This is a genomic window from Novibacillus thermophilus (assembly GCF_002005165.1).
Classification (GTDB): Bacteria; Bacillota; Bacilli; order Thermoactinomycetales; family Novibacillaceae; genus Novibacillus; species Novibacillus thermophilus.
Genome location: NZ_CP019699.1, coordinates 2,249,389 through 2,267,393 on the forward strand (window position 1 = coordinate 2,249,389; position 18,005 = coordinate 2,267,393).

General features: G+C 52.0%; 16 protein-coding genes. 12 read left to right on the top strand and 4 right to left on the bottom strand.

Annotated elements, in window-relative coordinates:
• The first annotated feature begins 154 nt into the window (after window positions 1-154).
• The 8 genes from B0W44_RS10995 to B0W44_RS11030 all read left to right on the top strand — a co-directional run bounded on the left by B0W44_RS10995 (window position 155) and on the right by B0W44_RS11030 (window position 12,295).
• A complete protein-coding gene (locus B0W44_RS10995) occupies window positions 155-1,723 on the top strand; it encodes a rhomboid family intramembrane serine protease (RefSeq protein ID WP_077720072.1) in 1,569 nt (522 codons plus the stop codon).
• A gap of 117 nt (window positions 1,724-1,840) precedes the next feature.
• Window positions 1,841-2,752, top strand: a complete 912-nt coding sequence (gene glsA / locus B0W44_RS11000; protein WP_077720073.1) for a glutaminase A — start codon at window positions 1,841-1,843, stop codon at window positions 2,750-2,752.
• Window positions 2,753-2,841: 89 nt separating this feature from the next.
• Complete coding sequence (locus B0W44_RS11005; RefSeq protein ID WP_077720074.1) at window positions 2,842-3,141, top strand: Fpa/YlaN family protein; 300 nt, start codon at window positions 2,842-2,844, stop codon at window positions 3,139-3,141.
• A 203-nt stretch (window positions 3,142-3,344) separates the two neighbouring features.
• Window positions 3,345-3,971, top strand: a complete 627-nt coding sequence (locus B0W44_RS11010) for a fumarylacetoacetate hydrolase family protein (RefSeq protein ID WP_077720075.1) — start codon at window positions 3,345-3,347, stop codon at window positions 3,969-3,971.
• A 155-nt stretch (window positions 3,972-4,126) separates the two neighbouring features.
• Window positions 4,127-5,647 carry a TIGR02677 family protein gene (locus tag B0W44_RS11015; protein WP_228441026.1) on the top strand — a complete coding sequence of 507 codons (1,521 nt, stop codon included), beginning with the start codon at window positions 4,127-4,129 and terminating at the stop codon, window positions 5,645-5,647.
• Window positions 5,647-6,828: a TIGR02678 family protein gene (locus B0W44_RS11020; RefSeq protein ID WP_077720076.1), complete on the top strand. Its 1,182-nt coding sequence runs from the start codon at window positions 5,647-5,649 to the stop codon at window positions 6,826-6,828. The genes B0W44_RS11015 and B0W44_RS11020 overlap by 1 nt, the downstream gene beginning before the upstream one ends.
• Window positions 6,812-10,972, top strand: a complete 4,161-nt coding sequence (locus tag B0W44_RS11025; protein WP_077720077.1) for a TIGR02680 family protein — start codon at window positions 6,812-6,814, stop codon at window positions 10,970-10,972. Before B0W44_RS11020 ends, B0W44_RS11025 begins: the two co-directional genes overlap by 17 nt.
• A gap of 21 nt (window positions 10,973-10,993) precedes the next feature.
• Window positions 10,994-12,295, top strand: a complete 1,302-nt coding sequence (locus tag B0W44_RS11030) for a TIGR02679 family protein (RefSeq protein WP_077720078.1) — start codon at window positions 10,994-10,996, stop codon at window positions 12,293-12,295.
• A 2-nt stretch (window positions 12,296-12,297) separates the two neighbouring features.
• Here B0W44_RS11030 and B0W44_RS11035 read toward each other — a convergent pair whose 3' ends face one another.
• Both B0W44_RS11035 and B0W44_RS11040 read right to left on the bottom strand, forming a co-directional pair.
• Entirely contained in the window at window positions 12,298-12,609 is a 312-nt protein-coding gene (locus tag B0W44_RS11035) for a hypothetical protein (RefSeq protein ID WP_077720079.1), read from the bottom strand.
• 182 nt (window positions 12,610-12,791) lie between these two features.
• Window positions 12,792-13,070, bottom strand: coding sequence for a hypothetical protein (locus B0W44_RS11040; protein WP_077720080.1), 279 nt, complete (start codon window positions 13,068-13,070; stop codon window positions 12,792-12,794).
• Window positions 13,071-13,268: 198 nt separating this feature from the next.
• On the opposite strand from B0W44_RS11040, the gene B0W44_RS18920 reads away from it, so the two are divergent.
• The gene (locus B0W44_RS18920; RefSeq protein ID WP_257788047.1) at window positions 13,269-13,403 is read left to right on the top strand and encodes a hypothetical protein; all 135 of its coding nucleotides are present in this window, start codon (window positions 13,269-13,271) and stop codon (window positions 13,401-13,403) included.
• Between the two features lie 28 nt (window positions 13,404-13,431).
• Window positions 13,432-15,528 (top strand): thioredoxin domain-containing protein, encoded by a 2,097-nt coding sequence (locus B0W44_RS11045; protein ID WP_077721359.1) that lies wholly within the window; start codon window positions 13,432-13,434, stop codon window positions 15,526-15,528.
• Between the two features lie 28 nt (window positions 15,529-15,556).
• On the opposite strand, the gene B0W44_RS17790 is transcribed toward B0W44_RS11045, so the two are convergent.
• Window positions 15,557-15,778 (bottom strand): hypothetical protein, encoded by a 222-nt coding sequence (locus B0W44_RS17790; RefSeq protein ID WP_149026988.1) that lies wholly within the window; start codon window positions 15,776-15,778, stop codon window positions 15,557-15,559.
• A 106-nt stretch (window positions 15,779-15,884) separates the two neighbouring features.
• Here B0W44_RS17790 and B0W44_RS18595 point away from each other — a divergent pair, with 106 nt between their 5' ends.
• Window positions 15,885-16,139, top strand: a complete 255-nt coding sequence (locus tag B0W44_RS18595; RefSeq protein ID WP_228441032.1) for a glutaredoxin family protein — start codon at window positions 15,885-15,887, stop codon at window positions 16,137-16,139.
• A gap of 110 nt (window positions 16,140-16,249) precedes the next feature.
• Entirely contained in the window at window positions 16,250-16,891 is a 642-nt protein-coding gene (locus B0W44_RS11055) for a competence protein ComK (RefSeq protein ID WP_077720082.1), read from the top strand.
• Between the two features lie 239 nt (window positions 16,892-17,130).
• Here the strand turns inward: B0W44_RS11055 and B0W44_RS11060 are convergent, their stop codons facing one another.
• Window positions 17,131-17,979: a hypothetical protein gene (locus tag B0W44_RS11060; RefSeq protein WP_077720083.1), complete on the bottom strand. Its 849-nt coding sequence runs from the start codon at window positions 17,977-17,979 to the stop codon at window positions 17,131-17,133.
• Window positions 17,980-18,005 lie beyond the last annotated feature (26 nt).

Sequence of the window (18,005 nt, forward strand, 5' to 3'; positions counted from 1 at the left end):
CGACAGACCCTCCGTATATACGTTAGTTGAACGGTTACCATTCAATATATGGCTAGGTATTTGTCCGTGTGCAGAAATGGCGACAAAAGGTGGTGTGGGGTTGATGCATTTGCTATGATTAGGAGGACAAAGGTCGCGATGAGGAGATTGGTTCATGCAGCCGTCATTACATACATCGACATGGTTGTTGGCTCGCAAGTTAGTGCGTGACTACCAGTTTTCGGTCTTTCACATCGAAACACCGGAGCAGCGTGAAAATGGAGGTCAAGCGCTGAAGACCGCGATCCACTTAATATTGGAGCGCCGTAAGCGCGTCTTGTACATGCGCTTAGTGCCGCTGGACATTTACTGGGCACAGGTTGTGGAACGCGACGTGCAGGAAAGTCAGCGGCGACTTCGCCAACTGACGAGACGTCTCGGGCCTCAACTGGACGTCATTAACGTGTACGTTCTGCCGGAAAGTCCGTCAGACGACATGGTAGAGCGTGCGGCCCTTGCCAGCGCGACGCCGCGTCACCACGGGTTTTCCCTCCACCCTCTGTTTTTGAGTGTGGCGCAGGAAGCGTGGTATGGATGGTTGGACGTGTTAGAGAAGTGGGACATGACACCTTCTGATTTGGCCCAGATTGCCCAAGAGTCGTCTGATTCTCTGGATGCAGAAGAGATCCGCAAGGACATTCAGGAACTGGAACGAAAGCGGGAAAAAGAGGTGCTGTCCGTCTTTCGCTATGGCAGGCCGATCTTGACGTACGCTTTTTTAATCGTCAGTACGATTGTCTATGGCGTCGTTTTGATGGACGGTGGCGTACAAAATCTGGATACTCTCCTTCGCTACGGTGCCAAAAGCAACGGATTGATCATCGAAGGGGAATGGTGGCGACTGATCACCCCGATATTTCTGCATTTGGGCAGTTGGCACTTCTTATTCAACATGATTGCTCTCTATTTTCTGGGAACAGCCGTGGAAAGGATCTTTGGCAGCAAGCGGTTTTTCCTCATCTTCATGCTGGCCGGCATCAGTGGAACTGTCGCCAGCTTCGCTTTTACAGACAATTTGTCTGCCGGCGCTTCCGGGGCCATTTTTGGATGTTTCGGAGCTCTGCTCGTGTTCGGCCAGCACTATCCGAAGTTGTTTTTCCGGACGATGGGGCGGGACATCCTGTTTTTCCTCGGTTTAAACCTGACCCTCGGATTCGTCATTCCGAACATTGACAACTACGGTCATATCGGCGGGTTAGTCGGCGGTTACTTTGCCGCAGCCTTGGTGAGTTTACCGCTGAAACGAATCCAGTGGGTGTGGCGGGCGGCAGCCGGAACGGTTCTGGCTGCACTGCTACTCTTCACGGCGTCTTACGGGTACGCAGAAGGGAGAGAGGGGACGGACTACCTCACTTGGAAGGGACAGCAGTACATCCAGGAAGACAACGTGACAGAAGCGCTCCCGATTTACGAGAAACTCGTGAAGATGGAGCCGGAAAACGCGTTCCACCACTTTTACCTCGGGTATGTGTACAGCAAAACAGGGCGGCTCAAGGACGCCGAATCTTCGTGGAAAACGGCGTTGGAGTTGGAACCCAACATGCCGGAAGCCCATTACAACCTGGCAGTTTTATACGCGGGAAGCGGTGAGACGGAACGGGCGAAGTCACATCTTTTGCAGGCGAGGGAATTAGATCCCGACAATGAAGAGGTCAAGGTCCTGTTAGAAGAGCTGCAAGGGTAGACGAACGCGTGGTCACGGATCAAAAGAAGTATTACGCTGCAGATTCTGGCCGTACGGTGCAACCTCACGCATGGTGATGACCCGACAAGGTCATGCTATTGAGTGAGGTGGGAAGGCATGCAGAAGACGTTACAACGGTACATTGAAAAAAACCGCGCCATTGCCGTACAAGGGGAGGTGGCTGACTACATACCCGAATTGCGAAAAGCATCAGTGAACACGCTCGGTGCTACCGTCGCGACAGCTGACGGTGACGTGGTGTCGGCAGGCGACTGCAGTACGCAGATGACGATGCAGAGCGTATCTAAAGTGATGACGCTCATACTGGCGTTAATGGATCTGGGGGAAGAGGCAGTCTTTAGCCGCGTCGGCATGGAGCCGACTGGCGATCCGTTCAATTCCATCTACAAGTTGGAGGTGCGCCGGGAGGCAAAGCCCCTCAATCCGATGATTAATGCAGGCGCCATTGCCGTCAGTTCCATGATTGTCGGAAAGAGTGTGGAAGACCGGTTGGAACGGATTATGGATCTCGTACGGGTGATGTCCGGAAATCCCGACATCTCGTACAGCCGAGAAGTGTACGAATCGGAAGCGGCGTACGGAGATCGCAATCGAGCGCTCGCCTACTTTCTAAAAGAACATGGCATGATAGAAGATGTGGAGGAAGTGCTGGATTTGTACTTTCGCCAGTGCGCCATTGTCGTGACGTGCGAAGATCTGGCGAAAATAGGCCTCTGTCTCGCTCAATTCGGGAGAAATGCAGAAGGGAGACAAGTTGTCCCCCCGGACATTGCCCGCCTGGTGAAGACGTTTATGGTGACTTGTGGCATGTACGATGAGTCGGGGGAGTTTGCCATTCGTGTCGGCATTCCGGCTAAAAGTGGTGTGTCCGGAGCGATCATGGCTTCCGTTCCAAACCGCATGGGCATCGGTGTGGTCGGACCTGCCCTGAACAAGCGGGGCAACAGCGTAGCCGGTGTGAAACTGCTGGAAGACATTGCGCGGGAATGGGAATTGAGTATTTTTTAATGTGGATTTTTTTGCAATACGCCTTTGTTCGTGGTACACTTGGGTTAACGAGTTGAACAGATAGGGCGTGTTGACGAGCGATCTGTGGGATGGGGGATTGTTCATTGGAAACAGCCGTTAAGACAGACGACCGATATCGGTTGGCGTTAAAACTTCTTCAAGAAGATGCCGACAAAATCCACCGACTGATCGCGGTACAGCTCGACAATTTGACCATTCCGTCGTGTCCGCTCTACGAAGAAGTGCTGGACACCCAGATGTTTGGGCTATCGCGTGAGATAGACTTCGCGGTACGGGCCGGTCTCATTACACGTGAAGACGGGCGCGAGATTTTAAGTGACTTGGAGCGGAAGCTGGCCTATCTCTACACGTTGACGGAATCGAAGTAGTCCATAGGGTACCAGTATCGGTTGAACATAAGGAAGACCATCCCGGCGACACGCAAAGGCTCCTTATCACAAGGGAGTCTCTTTTTAATGTGAGCGTTCATGCCGGGGACCGTGGAATGCCGATTAGATGCATATCGATCAACGTGCTCTAGTTCAGTCAAACGAGCTTAATCAAAGTTATCAACGAAAGAAAGAGGAAAAGCATGCAACCGATTCGCAACATTTACTGTGTCGGGAGAAATTACCGACTGCACGCGGAGGAACTGGGGAATGACGTTCCTGACACTCCGGTCATTTTTTCCAAACCGACCCATGCACTCGTCAAAGCCGACGGAAGGGAAATCACGCTGCCGGGAGATTGGGGGGACGTACACTTTGAAGTGGAATTCGTCGTTCACATCGGCCGCGCTTTTGAAACGGGAATGGCGGTCGACGATGTAGTGGACGGCATGGCCCTCGGTGTAGATTTCACACTGCGGGATGTGCAGAGGGAGTTGAAAAAGAAAGGACAGCCGTGGCTCCTGGCGAAAGGGTTTCCCCGTTCCGCTCTCATAACGGACTTCCGGCCTTTCCCCGGCACCGCTCAATGTCTGAAGACCGAATTTGTCTTGCTCAAGAACGGAAAAACCGTGCAGACTGGGCGTATAGGTGAGATGTTGTTCGACTTGCAGACGATCGTCGAATTTATCGCCGCACACGTCGGCTTGGGCGGGGGAGATGTCATCTATACGGGGACACCGGCAGGCGTGGGGCCTGTGTCAGACGGAGACCGCCTAACGTTGCGTTGGGGTGGAGAGACATGGGGCGACTGTGTTGTGAAGCTCATTTAAGATGACGGTTTCATTTTAGGGAATATTTAGAAAATACGTGAGCGTTTTATAAAACATTTTCTACGCCTGACATTATAGGAAAGTACAAATCAATTCTGATTTGTGATATCCGATAAAATAGTATGCCTGTTTGTGCTACTATAGGGTTGAGGTGAATGGACATGCGGTTGGAGTCGTCCCTGTTTAAGAGGGTGCAGGAAACGGCATACTTGAACGCCGAACGCACGTGGAGTTACCGGACAATTTTGCGCTATTTTTACATACAGCACGAGCGGATGCAGGAATTTTTGTTTCCGGAAGAAATTTACGCTTATTTAAAGCGCCTGCCGGAATTTTACGATTACACAGAGGAACAGCTGCACCAAGATTTGGCACAACTCGTCAACTGGAAAAATCTCGTGGCACGTCAGGAATTGAGCAACGCCAGGAGTATCGAGGAATTTAAGAAAAAACGTTTCCGCTATCAGTGTACCCCGTATACGGTCGAGATTGAGCGGATGCTTGAGAAGTTGGAGCGGATCGGAGACAGTTTCGGCGGTTCGTTGGAACGTACGCAGTTTGACCGGCTGTATCAGTCATTGCAAGAAGTGGAAGAACTCGTGCGCACTGAAGGAGGTATCCGGGAAAAAGACGAGGAGTGCGCGCAACTGTGGGACGACGTATTCAATTACTTTCGTTCTATCGTGCAAAACACGTCCGACTACATCGCCTACATTAACAGCGAGCAAGTGGAAGAACGCATGAAAACGGAAGCGTTTCTGGCCTACAAAGATCAGTTTACGGCCTATTTGCGCGACTTTATCATATCGCTGCAGCAGACGGCGCTGAAAATACAGGCGTTGCTCGAATCAGTGACAGTCTCCCAGCTTCACCCGTTCATCGTCAAAGTAGTCCGCCACCGCCTCTTTGTCCCCCGCTTTGAAGATATGTCCATAACAGAAGATGAGCTGATAACCGATCACATTGAAAAATGGGAAAGCTTGAAAAGATGGTTTCTCGGCAGCAGTCATCACGACAGTGAATTCCACCTGTTGCAGCTGAGGACGAATGAAACGATCCGGCGGGTGACACGGGTCGTACAGCGGCTGGGCGAGCGGTCGCACAACTTTCGCAGCCGCAAAAAGGACTATGTACACTTGGCCCGGTGGTTTTCAGAGCTGGAAGATGTGCGAGAAGCGCATGCGCTGTCGTCCGTCGTTTTCGGTGTATTCCACACTCGCCATCTGTTCAGCGACCACATTCCGTCGGAAGATCTGTACACCGACGTGTGGGAAGAACAGCCGGTAGACGTGCTCATTCGGCCGAGAATCCGCCATTACGCTGAAAAGACCCGTCCCGGTGCCGTGAAAGAGAACCGGGAGAAAAAAGAAGCGGCGCGTAAGGCCTATCTCGAAGAACGTGAACGGGAACGCGGCATCTTGGAACAGTATATCGACGGTGACGTCATCCGGCTCAAAATGCTGCCGGTCGTGGAGGTGCATGTCCGCAAACGTTTGTTGGGGTGGATCGGGAAATCTATGGCGAAAAAAGATGGAATTATTCAAACTGAGTTGGGACATAAAATCCAGGTGACGCTCCATCTCGATCAGCCGTCCATCCGGTTGCGGGCAAAAGACGGCGTGTTAGTCATGCCTGATGCGACGATCCGCTTTCTTGAAGAACGGGAGGTCGGTTAATGGAGCGCGATCTTTTTGACGAGAAAGCCCGGGAAGCGCTGAGCTTGCTGTTTGAACGTTTCTGGGTGTTGCGGGATCACGATCCGGAAGGATACCAGCTCATTCGGGAGCGGGAAAAAGTACTCACCCGCTACATCGAAGACAAATTCGGATTTCGTCTCATCGTGCACCGCTATTTTATAAAAATGGAGAAGACGCCTGTCGAACCGAAACCGTGGATGGGCATCAGCTCCTTTCAAAAACCGATGGATTACGCCATCCTTTGCTGTGCCCTCGCCTTTTTGGAAGAAAAAGCAGTAGATGAACAATTTTTGCTCTCAACGATTTGTGAAGACATTCAGGGCATGTATCCAGGAGAACTTGGAATCGACTGGACGAACTACGAGCATCGCAAGTCGCTAGTGCGCGTGATTCGCTTTCTGACGGACTATCACTTGCTGGAGACCATCGACGGGGAGACGGACCGATTTGCCCTGGACGAAGAACAGGAAGTTTTGTACGAAGTGACCGTCTATTCCCGCTACTTCATGCGTTCTTATCCGAAGGATTTGTTTCAATACGAAAGCGTGGAGGACATTTTGCAGGCCGAGTGGGATCAACAGCGGGATGGTGAGAGGCGCAAGCGGGTGTACCGGCAATTGATGTTCTCTCCAGTCGTTTACCGTAAAGGGAACGATGACCCGGACTTTTACTACATTCGCAACATGCAGCGGAGGCTGCGGGATGACCTCGAATCCCACACCCCGTTTCGCTTAGAGATCTTCAAAAACGCGGCGATGCTCACCATACCGGAGAATAAAAGTGTGTTTACACTGTTTCCCGGCCAGAGGGCGATTCACGACCTCGTGTTGCAGCTGGCGAAAGTGCTGCGCGAAAAGAGAAAGACACACCCGCCGAACGAAATGGGAGAGATTCACCTCACTCCCGGAGAATTTCACGACCGGGTGAGAGAGTTGAAAACCCGGTTTTCCCACGGCTGGAGCAAACAGTACCGCGAAGCGACGGAGGAGGCAATCGCCGACGAACTCATCGCCGTCATGGCCGAATGGGAAATGCTTCACACTGAAGGGGATACGGGCATGATTGTGATCCGGCCGTTAGCAGGACGCGTGACAGGCGATTACCCGTCCGACTATTACGATAAATGGCAGGAGGCCAAGCAGGATGACACACGTGAATAAGTGGATGCTAAACCGGGCAGGACTCCTCAACTTTTGGTATTACGACGAAGAAATTTTCCAATTCTCAAACGGCAAACTGCTGTTGCGCGGCAACAACGGTTCCGGGAAGTCGGTGACGATGCAAAGTTTTATTCCCGTGTTGCTAGACGGAAAAAAATCGCCGGACCGGCTCGATCCGTTCGGGTCCAAGGCAAGGAGAATGGAAGATTACTTGCTCGGAGAAAAAGATGTCGTCGACCGCGATGAACGCACCGGCTACCTTTTTATCGAATACAAGCGTACGAAGACGGATCAGTACGTGACGACGGGTATCGGTCTTCAGGCTAAACGGCACAAGAACATGGATTTTTGGGGGTTTGTCATATTCGACAACCGTCGCATCGGATACGACTTCAACCTTTACAAAACAGAACGCCACGGCGGGGAAACGCGCAAAGTCCCCCTTTCCCGCGTCGAACTGGTCAACCGGATTGCAGACGGCGGTGTTGTCGTTCGGACGCAAAGCGAGTACATGCAGCTCGTCAATAAACACATTTTCGGCTTCGCGTCACAGGAACATTACGAAGACCTGATCAAACTGTTGATTCAATTGCGCAGTCCAAAGCTCTCCAAAGATTTTAAACCGACCGTCATTTACGAAATTCTCGAAGCGGCTTTGCCGCCCCTTTCGGATGACGACTTGCGCCCCTTGTCGGACACAATTGAACATATGGATCAAACGAAACAGCAACTGGAACAGTTGGAACGCGAAGACCGGGCGCTCAAAAAACTGACGGACGCTTATCATACGTACAACCAATACATGTTGGCAGAAAAAGCGTCGGAAGCAGTCCACGCACGACACAAATGGGAACAAGCAGAAGGGCGCTACGAACAGTTGAAAGCAAAGCACGCTGAACTCTCGCAAACCATTGAACGGCTGAAAGGGGGCATTCAGGGGCTGGAGCAAGACAGGGAAGTGGCGGAACAAGAACAAACACGGCTGTACAATCACGACGTGTGGAATCTCGAAGGGGAAAGGGAAAACCTGGAAAGCCAATGGCGTACTCTACAACGGGACGTGGAAAAAAAAGAGAGGCAGCTGGACGAGCAAAGGCGCCGCGAGCTTAAATACCGCGACGAACAAGAGAGAAAAGAAAGCGAGCAGGACGAAATCGAACGCAGCATCGAGGAGAAACTGGAAGACCTGGCCGTCCATGCCGCAGACGCCGGGTTCGACCGACATGAAATGAACGTGGCGGACTACGCCCGCCGCGAGGAGGGGAGGGTATTTGACTTCTCGATTTGGAAGCAGGAGGCCAACCGTCATTACGATACACTCCGACACGTGTTAGACTTGCTGCAAGACTATGAAAGTGTAAAAGATCGCTACCGGGAATTAAGTAAAGATTACGCCGACGTGATGAAGGAGATTGACCAGCTGCGCCATGAAGAACAAGAGTGGCGGAACGTTTTTGAAGAGGAGCGGGGCACACTGGAGGATGCGATTCACCGTTGGGCCAAGACTCACGCTTTTTTGCCTTTATCCGACGAAGCGATGCAACAGGCGTTGCGGGCGCTTTACGGTTTGTACGAGTCCCACGCCTACGAAGACGTCCGTCGCCCCTTGTTTGACGAGGCCCAGTCGTACCGCGAAAGGCTGCACACGGACATCGCGCAGAAAAAGCACGAACGGAACGAGCTGGAGCGGCAAATCAAAGAGTGGGAAGAAACGTTACACGTCTGGCGTTCAATGAAAGATCCTGAGCCGGACGTCCATGAGGCGACGCGGCAATCCCGGGAAAAGCTGAAAGCGGCCGGGGTGGCGTTCCTGCCCTTTTACGCGGCGGTCGAGTTTCAGGAACACGTGAACGATGCTCAGAGAGAGCGCATTGAATCGGCTTTGAAACAAATGGGACTGCTTGACGCGTTAATCGCCGAGAATGAACTAAAGGTTATACACGACAAAGTCCTTCAGCCCGCACCGAATGTGATGGCCCATTCTCTGGCAGACTATTTGCAGCCCGACGTTGACGATGCGTCCCCGATCTCAGCCGAACGAGTCGATCAAGTGCTGCGCAGTGTACTCATAGCGGATGAAGCCGTTACTGACGGCATTTCCCTTGACGAAAACGGGGAGTATTCGCACGGGCTTATTAAAGGTCATGCACCGCCGGAGCAAAAGGTGCGTTTCATCGGGCGCACGGCGCGGGAGCGCTACCGCCGTGATAAAATACGTGAAGCCGAAGAAGCGATCGCTTCCTTACAAACAGAAAAAGCCGGTGTCGAGGGTGCGATTGACGCGTTGGAAGCGACTGTCGCAAACGTGAGGAAAGCGCTGGACTGTTTTCCCGAGGATTCCGATTTACACACGAGCTTTGAACACATACGCCAAACACAGTTGGCCGTTGAACAGAAAACGCGCCAGCGGGAGCAGATGGACGAGCGGTTAAAAGCGGTGGACCGGGAGTACAAGACGTTAAAGCGGGCGGTTGAGAAAGAGACGGCTGACATCCCCTTTCCACTCACGAGAGAAGCGTTTCACGATGCGCTGGCGGCCATGCGGCAATACGAAAAAATCCTCAGCGAGTTAGGCAACGAAGAGTTGCGGCGAGCAAACGTTGTGCAACATATCGAACATCTCAAGGAACTCATTGAACAGCAGGCGGAAGAAGTCGACGGGTTGAAGGGAGAGCTGAACGAACTCACTGACCGGAAACAGCGAACCGGCATGCACCTCGACAGTGTGCGCAAGCAGATCGAGCAGATGGGGGCGGACGACATCCGCAGGCAAATTAGCGAGGTTCAACAGCGCCTGGAAAGTATTAAATCAGAGTTGGAGTCGAAACGGCGCGAACTTCCGGAAGCGGAGGTCGCTTTGGAACAGACCGACAACAACTTGGCCACTTTGGACAGAGAACGGGACTTTTGGAAAAAATTGAGCTGTTCATGGCTAGACGCTTACAAGAAAGAAGTCTCGACGGGTTTCGTGGACGTTAAACCGGCTGAAGATGCGTGGGACCAGGCGGCAGCCGTGAAAAAGACGTTGGCTCCGTTTTACGCGCAACATGAACGGGCGAAAGTGAGCGAATGGCTGACGAAGGCTTTTTACAGCGAACAGCCGAGCTTGATGGAATACCGCTTATCCGAGTATGAAGAGCGGGTGAAACAGCCGGAGTGGATGGACAGAGACGACTGGAAAGACGAACACAAACATATGCTTGAACGGTGGAAGCAGTTGACTTCCCGCAATTACATTGAGTTAGACTACCAAGGGCAGCGGGTCAGTCCGTATTTTGTCAAACGGGCTGTTGAGGACGAAATGACCCGCAACAAGGAGTATTTAAAAGAACAGGATCGCGAGCTGTACGAAGAAATCATTTTGAACTCTGTCGGCAACATGTTGCGCAGCCGCATTCAGCGTGCCGAACGATGGGTGAAAGAGATGAACAGTTTAATGCTCAAGCGCGACAATTCCTCCGGGTTGACGTTTTCGATACAGTGGAAACCGCGGACGGCGGAGGCGGAGGAAGAATTGGACACGAAGGATTTAGTCGAGCTGTTGCGCATGAATCCCCGGCTGTTAAAAGACTCGGACTTGGACAGCGTTACCCGCCATTTCCGCTCCAAGATCGACCGGGCCAAGGCGTTGGCCGATGAAAGCAGGGTCGGCCATACATTGCACCAGGTGCTTAAAGATGTGCTCGATTACCGCAAGTGGTTTTCGTTCATTTTGCATTACAAGCGGGAGAATGAACCGAAGCGAGAGCTGACGAACAACGCGTTTTACAAGTTCAGCGGAGGGGAAAAGGCGATGGCGATGTACATTCCCCTTTTTGCCGCTGCTTACTCGCGTTACAGAGAAGCCGATGACGCGGCGCCTTACATTATTTCGTTGGATGAAGCGTTTGCCGGCGTAGACGAGAATAACATTCGGGATATGTTCAAAGTACTGGAGGAGCTCGACTTTAACTACATCATGAATTCCCAAGCGCTTTGGGGCGACTATGACACTGTGAGCGAACTCTCTATTTGCGAGCTCGTGCGGCCGAAAAATGCGGATTACGTTACCGTCATTCACTACTATTGGGACGGACGTGAGAGACAGTACGTGCCGCAGACCGAAATGGATGCGGCAAAAAGAGAAATAGCGGCAACACAGTAGGTGGACAGGCAGGTGTCTTGGATGACAGAGCTGTCTTCCGTTGAGGAAGCTGTTCGTTTTTTTCGTGAAGAACCAGGATTCGATCGGTTGTTTCGTCTGTTTAAAAAGAAATGCGAATCTCTTGGGCGTGTCGGCGGTTCCGTTAAACTGTCGCAGTTCACTGAAGCGGAATTGCGGTCCATCGCCAATTTTTACGGCACCTCTTACGACACGTTCGTCGAAAAGGACATGGTGCGTTTAAAAGGGTTTGAACAGCAGCTGCAAAAGACACGTTTCGAAGGTGTGGCATTGCACGAGCTGTTGGAGACGTATTTCGGCGAACGGCTCATGTCAAATAAAATGAAACGGGAACAAGAGCGAGCAGAGGTTCGCGCCTTTTTCGCCAAATGCGCTGACATGTATCCCGCCATTGTCGAGTGGATCGTTCATGTGTTACAAAAGCCTGCCGATGCACGATTTATTTACAATCTCGAACGGGAGAACCGCGACCGGTTGCAAAAGATGATCGCGTGTGTTGCCAAGGCCATGTCCCAATTGCCTGGGAAAGGAGAGGCCGAGCGGCTGCCGCTTTTTGCCCAACGCGTGACTGGTAACCCCCATGCATTTGATGTACAAGGGGAACAAGGAAGACTGTTCCTTCACGCCCTCGCCGTTCACCGGGCGCGGAAGGAAGGCGAAGCAGTGCGCATGCCGAACGGAAGTGAGGAAATGAACGATTTGTTACAGTACGCAGGGCTTTTGCGGGATGATTTGCACAACTTTGTCACGTGTGCGGGTCTGTTGGCAGAAACGGCCAGAGGGGTTCATCCGGTGTGGCGCGAAGCGGCATTGTCTTACACCGTTTGGCACGTTCCGGTGCGGGAACTAGTCAAAACCGTGAGCATTTACCCGTACAGGGGACGTCATGTGTGGATCGTGGAAAATTCCGGAGTGTATTCAGCCATACTCGATGCGTGTCCGGAAGCGCCGATTGTATGTACGCACGGGCAGTTTAAATTAGCGACTTGGTTACTGCTGGACCGGATAACGCGACATAATGTTGTACTTTATTATTCCGGTGATTACGATCCGGAAGGACTTAGAATGGCGCAAAACCTGAAAGACCGCTATCGGGAACACATTCAATTTTGGCGCATGGATGTGGAGAATTACAGAAGCACCAAGCCGCAAAAAAAGGTTGGCCAGGATCGTTTAAAAAAATTAGAGCGGATTACCCACCCGGAACTGTTACCCGTTGCCAGCGAGATGAAGCGGTTGCAAGCAGCCGGGTATCAAGAAGCTTTAACCGATAGCTTTATTCACGATATAAGGTGTTCACTCTAATTTCAGAAGACAATCCCCTGCCTTTCCATTTCCCGCTTAGTCTCCGGTGTGCCCAATTCGTATATCAGTTTGTAAATGGCGTACATGTTGGCGTCGTAGTCGTCGTTTTCTTTGTCCAGTTGGTGGTACGGCACAATCGGAATGTGGGAAAGGACAAACGTCCCCCAGTCGGCTTTATCTTTGTGGTTAAACATGTCTTGCAGTCTTTTAATGTCGTCCTCGCTCGCTTCGATTTCAAATTCGTAGGGAGAATCGGTTTTGTCGTTCAGAATGTCACCTGAGGCAACCGAAACGTAATACGTTTGCTTTTCCATCGTACAGAACCTCCGCATGTTCAATCACTCATAGGTTTTCCCAAAGCATACAGATTATGAGTCCAAGCAATTTAAGCACCATTCTGCATGACATATTACATAGCATACGGATAATGTGTGTCAGGCGAACGAATGGCCGATAAAAAGAGGAAAGTCTCAACGTCGACTTTCCTCTTTGAACACTACTGGAATTTGTTCTGTTGATTTTGGGCCTGCTGCAATTGTTGCTGGGCTTGTTGCAACTGCTGTTCGGCCTGTTGAATCTGTTGTTGTTGCTGCGTATTGGCTTGCGCCCCTTGCTGTGCTTGTTGCAGTTGCTGTTGCGCCTGTTGCAACTGCTGTTGGGCTTGTTGCAACTGTTGAGGGTTCGCACTTTGCTGTGCTTGTTGCACGGCCTGTTGGGCTTGTTGAGCCGCTTGAACTGCCTGCTGCAACTGCTGTTGATTCTGTTGTTGTGCCATAGAAGAAAACCTCCTTGAGTAGTCGCTTGTGGTGAGAGACGTGTCCTCTCTCCCTTTATACTTTGTAAACTTCGTTGGTTTATACATGTGACATCATATTTTTACTTTAAGGCTAAACTACTGGCGACAAGACGCTACTTTCTGCTGAAGGGATCGGCAGCTAGGTTATTCTGATGGTCACACGTTGCATGGCGTAAGATGGAAGGAGAGGACATCGAACTTGTCGAGCGGGATGTCATGCCCGTCCCGCTCAACAATCTCCTTTTAAAAGCTAGCGAAAGGTGTTGTCCCCCTGCCGGACGAAACCGGGACGGGTGGAAATATCGTGACTGATCATGTAAAAACGTCCTCTTGGGACAGCATGGGGTGCTTAACCTTACAAAGGAGTGATCGAGTGCGAGAACCGAATCGTTTAATCCATGAAAAATCTCCCTACCTTCTGCAACACGCCGACAACCCTGTCGATTGGTATCCGTGGGGTGAAGAAGCGTTCGAGAGAGCCGAAAACGAGGACAAGCTCATCTTCCTCTCCATCGGTTATTCCACTTGCCACTGGTGCCACGTCATGGAACGGGAGTCGTTTGAGGACGACGAAGTAGCGGAACGGCTGAACCGCGATTACATTGCGGTCAAAGTAGACCGGGAAGAGCGACCGGACATTGACCACGTGTATATGACGGTTTGCCAGTTGATGACAGGGCAGGGCGGCTGGCCGCTCACCGTCATCTTGACACCGGACCAAAAGCCGATTTTCGCCGGTACGTACTTTCCCAAAGAGAGCAAGTGGGGTCGGGCGGGCCTCTTGGACATTTTAGAACAGATCGCGGAGAAATGGCGTCAAGAGCGGGACAGCGTCCAACGGACCGGGAATCAAATAGCGAATGCGGTCGTTCCGCACTTTGACGTGCAGGCGTACGGCGACCTCGATCCAGAAGTGCTGCACGAGGCGTACCGGCAATACGACGCGCAGTTTGACGAAACGTACGGCGGGTTCGGACCGGAACCGAAGTTCCCCTCGCCGCACAACGTGATCTTTTTGCTTCGGTACTATAAGCAGACGGGCGAGAAACGAGCCCTCGACATGGCGGAAAAGACCCTCGACGGCATGTACCGCGGTGGGATGTACGACCATATCGGGTTCGGGTTCTCCCGCTATGCGACAGACGAGAAATGGCTCGTACCCCACTTTGAAAAAATGCTGTACGACAACGCCATGCTGGCGTACACATACTTGGAAGCGTACCAAGTGACACACAAACACCTGTACAGAGAAGTAGCGGAACAAATTTTCACGTACGTGCTTCGGGATATGACAGACTCAAAAGGCGGTTTTTTCTCAGCGGAAGACGCCGATTCTGAAGGGGTTGAGGGGAAATTTTACGTGTGGACGCCGGATGAGGTGAAGCAAGTGCTCGGCCCCGATACAGGAGAGCTCGTGTGTGACTACTACGGCATCACAGAAGGAGGAAATTTCGAAGGGAAGAGCATTCCGAATCTCATCGGGCGGTCGTTGGAGGCCTTTGCGACTTCCGCCGGAATGTCAGCAGAAATGTGGCAAAACCGGTTGCACGACGCCCGGGAGAAACTGTTCCGACACCGCGAGCAGCGCATCCATCCGCACAAGGACGACAAAATCCTCACCTCGTGGAACGGCCTGATGATTGCCGCGCTGGCGAAAGGGGCAAAAGTGTTACAGAACACGGCTTACAGGGAGGCCGCAGAAAAGGCGGCTCGCTTCTTGCTCACACGGCTGCGTCAGGACGACGGCCGACTGCTTGCCCGGTACCGGGACGGGGAAGCGGCTCACCCCGCTTACCTCGACGACTACGCTTTCCTCGTCTGGGGCTTGCACGAACTGTACGAAGCGACGTGGAACGTGACGTATCTGCGGGAAGCCGTTCGCTTGAATGAAGAGATGCTGCGCTTGTTCTGGGATGACGCACAAGGCGGCTGCTTTTTCACCGCTCGAGACAGTGAAGCGCTGCTGGCACGGCCGAAAGAGATACACGACGGCGCCATACCGTCGGGCAACTCTGTCGCCGCGTACAACCTAGTACGCCTGGCCCACTTGACCGGCAGTGCCACGCTGCAAAAAAAAGCGGAACAACAGGTGCAGGCGTTTGCCGAGGAGGTCCGACGCGTCCCCACTGCGACTGCCTTTTTCTTAACGGCTGTGCAGCTTGCTGCGGGGCCGATGCGAATGGTCGTCATTGCCGGAGAGCGGGGGTCCCCTGCCGCAGAAGACATGCTCACTGCAGCGCAACAGGCGTACGTACCGGGCGACCTGCTCGTGTTCCATCCCCCCGGTGAGGCTGGCAGAGCCATTGAAGCGATCGCGCCGAGTGTAAAAGGACAACGCATGCGACAAGGCCAGGCGACCGCTTACGTGTGTGAAAACTACGCCTGCCAGGAGCCGGTCACAGACGTCGGCTGGTTCAAACGACAACTGCAAATGTAAACATCGCCTTGTGACCGGCCGTTCACAATTAACGCCGCGATGGAGGGCGGGCTCGAAATGTCACGCGAATGGCCGGCCCTATGCGTCCAGTCTCGTCTTGATCAGGCACGCTTTCGCGCTGCGATTTTTCTTTTTGCGGCGGATACTGATACGTGAACCAATACCATTCACCCGGTTCCAGAATGCCGTAACTGTATGGGATGATGTCGTACAGATCCCGGTGGACTTCCGTTTCCCTCACTAGTCTCACGGTCACCATCACCTCGCAAACGTTTCTCTACAGCTTATGGGAGGCTGTTATTGTCCTATTCCCTTTTTGGTATAATGGGAATAAAATAAGGGAAGAAGGTGAATCATTGCACAAAGTCATCGTCTACTCCAGGCCGCACTGCATTGAGTGCAACGTCTTGAAAAAATTTTTGAAGGATTACCAGATAGAGTACGAAAACCGCAATTGCAGCACCAATCCCGAGTACCTCGAGGAAGTAAAGAAAATGGGTTTTCTCGGCGTCCCTGTGACTGTCGTGGACGGGGAAGCGGTACAAGGGCTACAACCGGAAAAAATTTTAGAACTGCTCAACATGTCGCCAAAAGAAAACCACCTGACGTAAGCCAACACTTGCCGAACTCAAGGCAAGCTATTTTTTTCTTGATAATAGAACATATGTTCGTATATAATTGAAATACGTCGCTACCAAAAAAAGGTACGGAGGGGTCAGCTATGCATCACGCAGTCGAACGCTTTCTTATGGACGGAAGTGCTTGTATTCCACGCAACTGTACAGATGTCGGGGATCAATTAATGCTCTTGTTGACTTCCGGAAAAAGAGAATGCATCAAAATGACGGTGCGGACGTTTTTGAAACAGTCAGTTGCCTATTTCGGTAATGACCTCGCCGCTTTGCGCAAAATTTACGGACAAGTGATCGGAAAGCGGTACCAAGTACCGCTGCCGCTGACAGAACAGCTGACACTTGTGCCGTTCAAGGTGCGGAAGCCCATTGGACGGCAAGGGGCACACGGTTGGTTTGTCGCCGAACACATCCGGGGCTTAAAGCGGAGGTCAAAGGTCAGCACAACGATTGATGTGGATGGAGGTCACGACATTCTCTGTCTGCAGTCATTGGAAAGCTGCGAACAACAACTGCGCCACGTCATGCTCGTCAAAAATCACTATATGGCATTACATCGTCATTCTGTCATCGTACGGGAAGCGGGGCCGAGCTTCTCTTATCCGTTTACCCGCCTCTTTCGGAAAGAAGGTGAGAACGGGTCAAGCATGAAGGGGTGGGCAGGCGTTAGCGACGATCCTTCCGAAATCTGTCGCCATGGACTAACGCATCGACCGCTAAAAATCAGATGAGGAAACTGGTTGAGATATTGATGTACGGTAGTAGAGCTGTCCACACGGCCGTCCCTTCTCGACTACAAGTTATTCCAACAGGCCAGTATGGGAATTTTTTTATATTTGTGTGAGACTGCTAAAAGATGCAGTCTGCCGATAACGAAGAAATGAAAGGACGGGCTGCCGTCAAGAGCGGTCAGCTTTTGAGACAGCCCGTTCAAACAATTGTGATGGGTAAATTCCTTGTTTTTTTCGGCTTAACTCACTGTGCTCGGCTGCTGCTGGGTCCGTTGCTTTAAGTTCTGGTAGATGTTGCTTTGTGGTTGTTGAATGGATTGTTGCTGTTGCGGCTGGAAGCCGACTTGGCTCACCTGATGCGGTTGCTGCTGGGTCCGTTGCTTTAAGTTCTGGTAGATGCTCCCTTGCGGTTGTTGAATGGATTGTTGCTGTTGCGGCTGGAAGCCGACTTGGCTCACCTGATGCGATTGCTGCTGGGTCCGTTGCTTTAAGTTCTGGTAGATGTTGCTTTGCGGTTGTTGAAAGGATTGCTGCTGTTGCGGCTGGAAGCCGACTTGGCTCACCTGATGCGATTGCTGCTGGGTCCGTTGCTTTAAGTTCTGGTAGATGTTGCTTTGCGGTTGTTGAAAGGATTGCTGCTGTTGCGGCTGGAAGCCGACTTGGCTCACCTGATGCGGTTGCTGCTGGGTCTGCTGCTTTAAGCTCTGGTAGATGTTCCCTTGCGGTTGCCCTGAAGCGGAGCTGTAGGGCGGGTTAGCAGCCAAGCTTTGTTGTGGTTGATACACCGGTTGGGTTTGTGAGATCTGTTGCTGCCTCTGTTGAAACTGCCCTTGGGATTGAATTTGATCCATTTCTTGGGAAATCTCCTGGATCAACTGATTCACCTGACGCAGCTTTTGCACCGCGTTCCCTTCCCGCTGAGCAAACGTCCCCATCTGCGCCGCACTGATGGCTTGCGGCTGCTGTTGACCCTGTCGGGCAAACTGCTGATTCTGGCTTTCCACTTGCTGCAACTGTCCAGCGATTTGCGAAGCCTGGTTCAGGTTTTGCCGAATGTGACCCATACTCGCATTGAGTGCTTGATTCATTCTATATGAACCTCCTTTGTATCGAA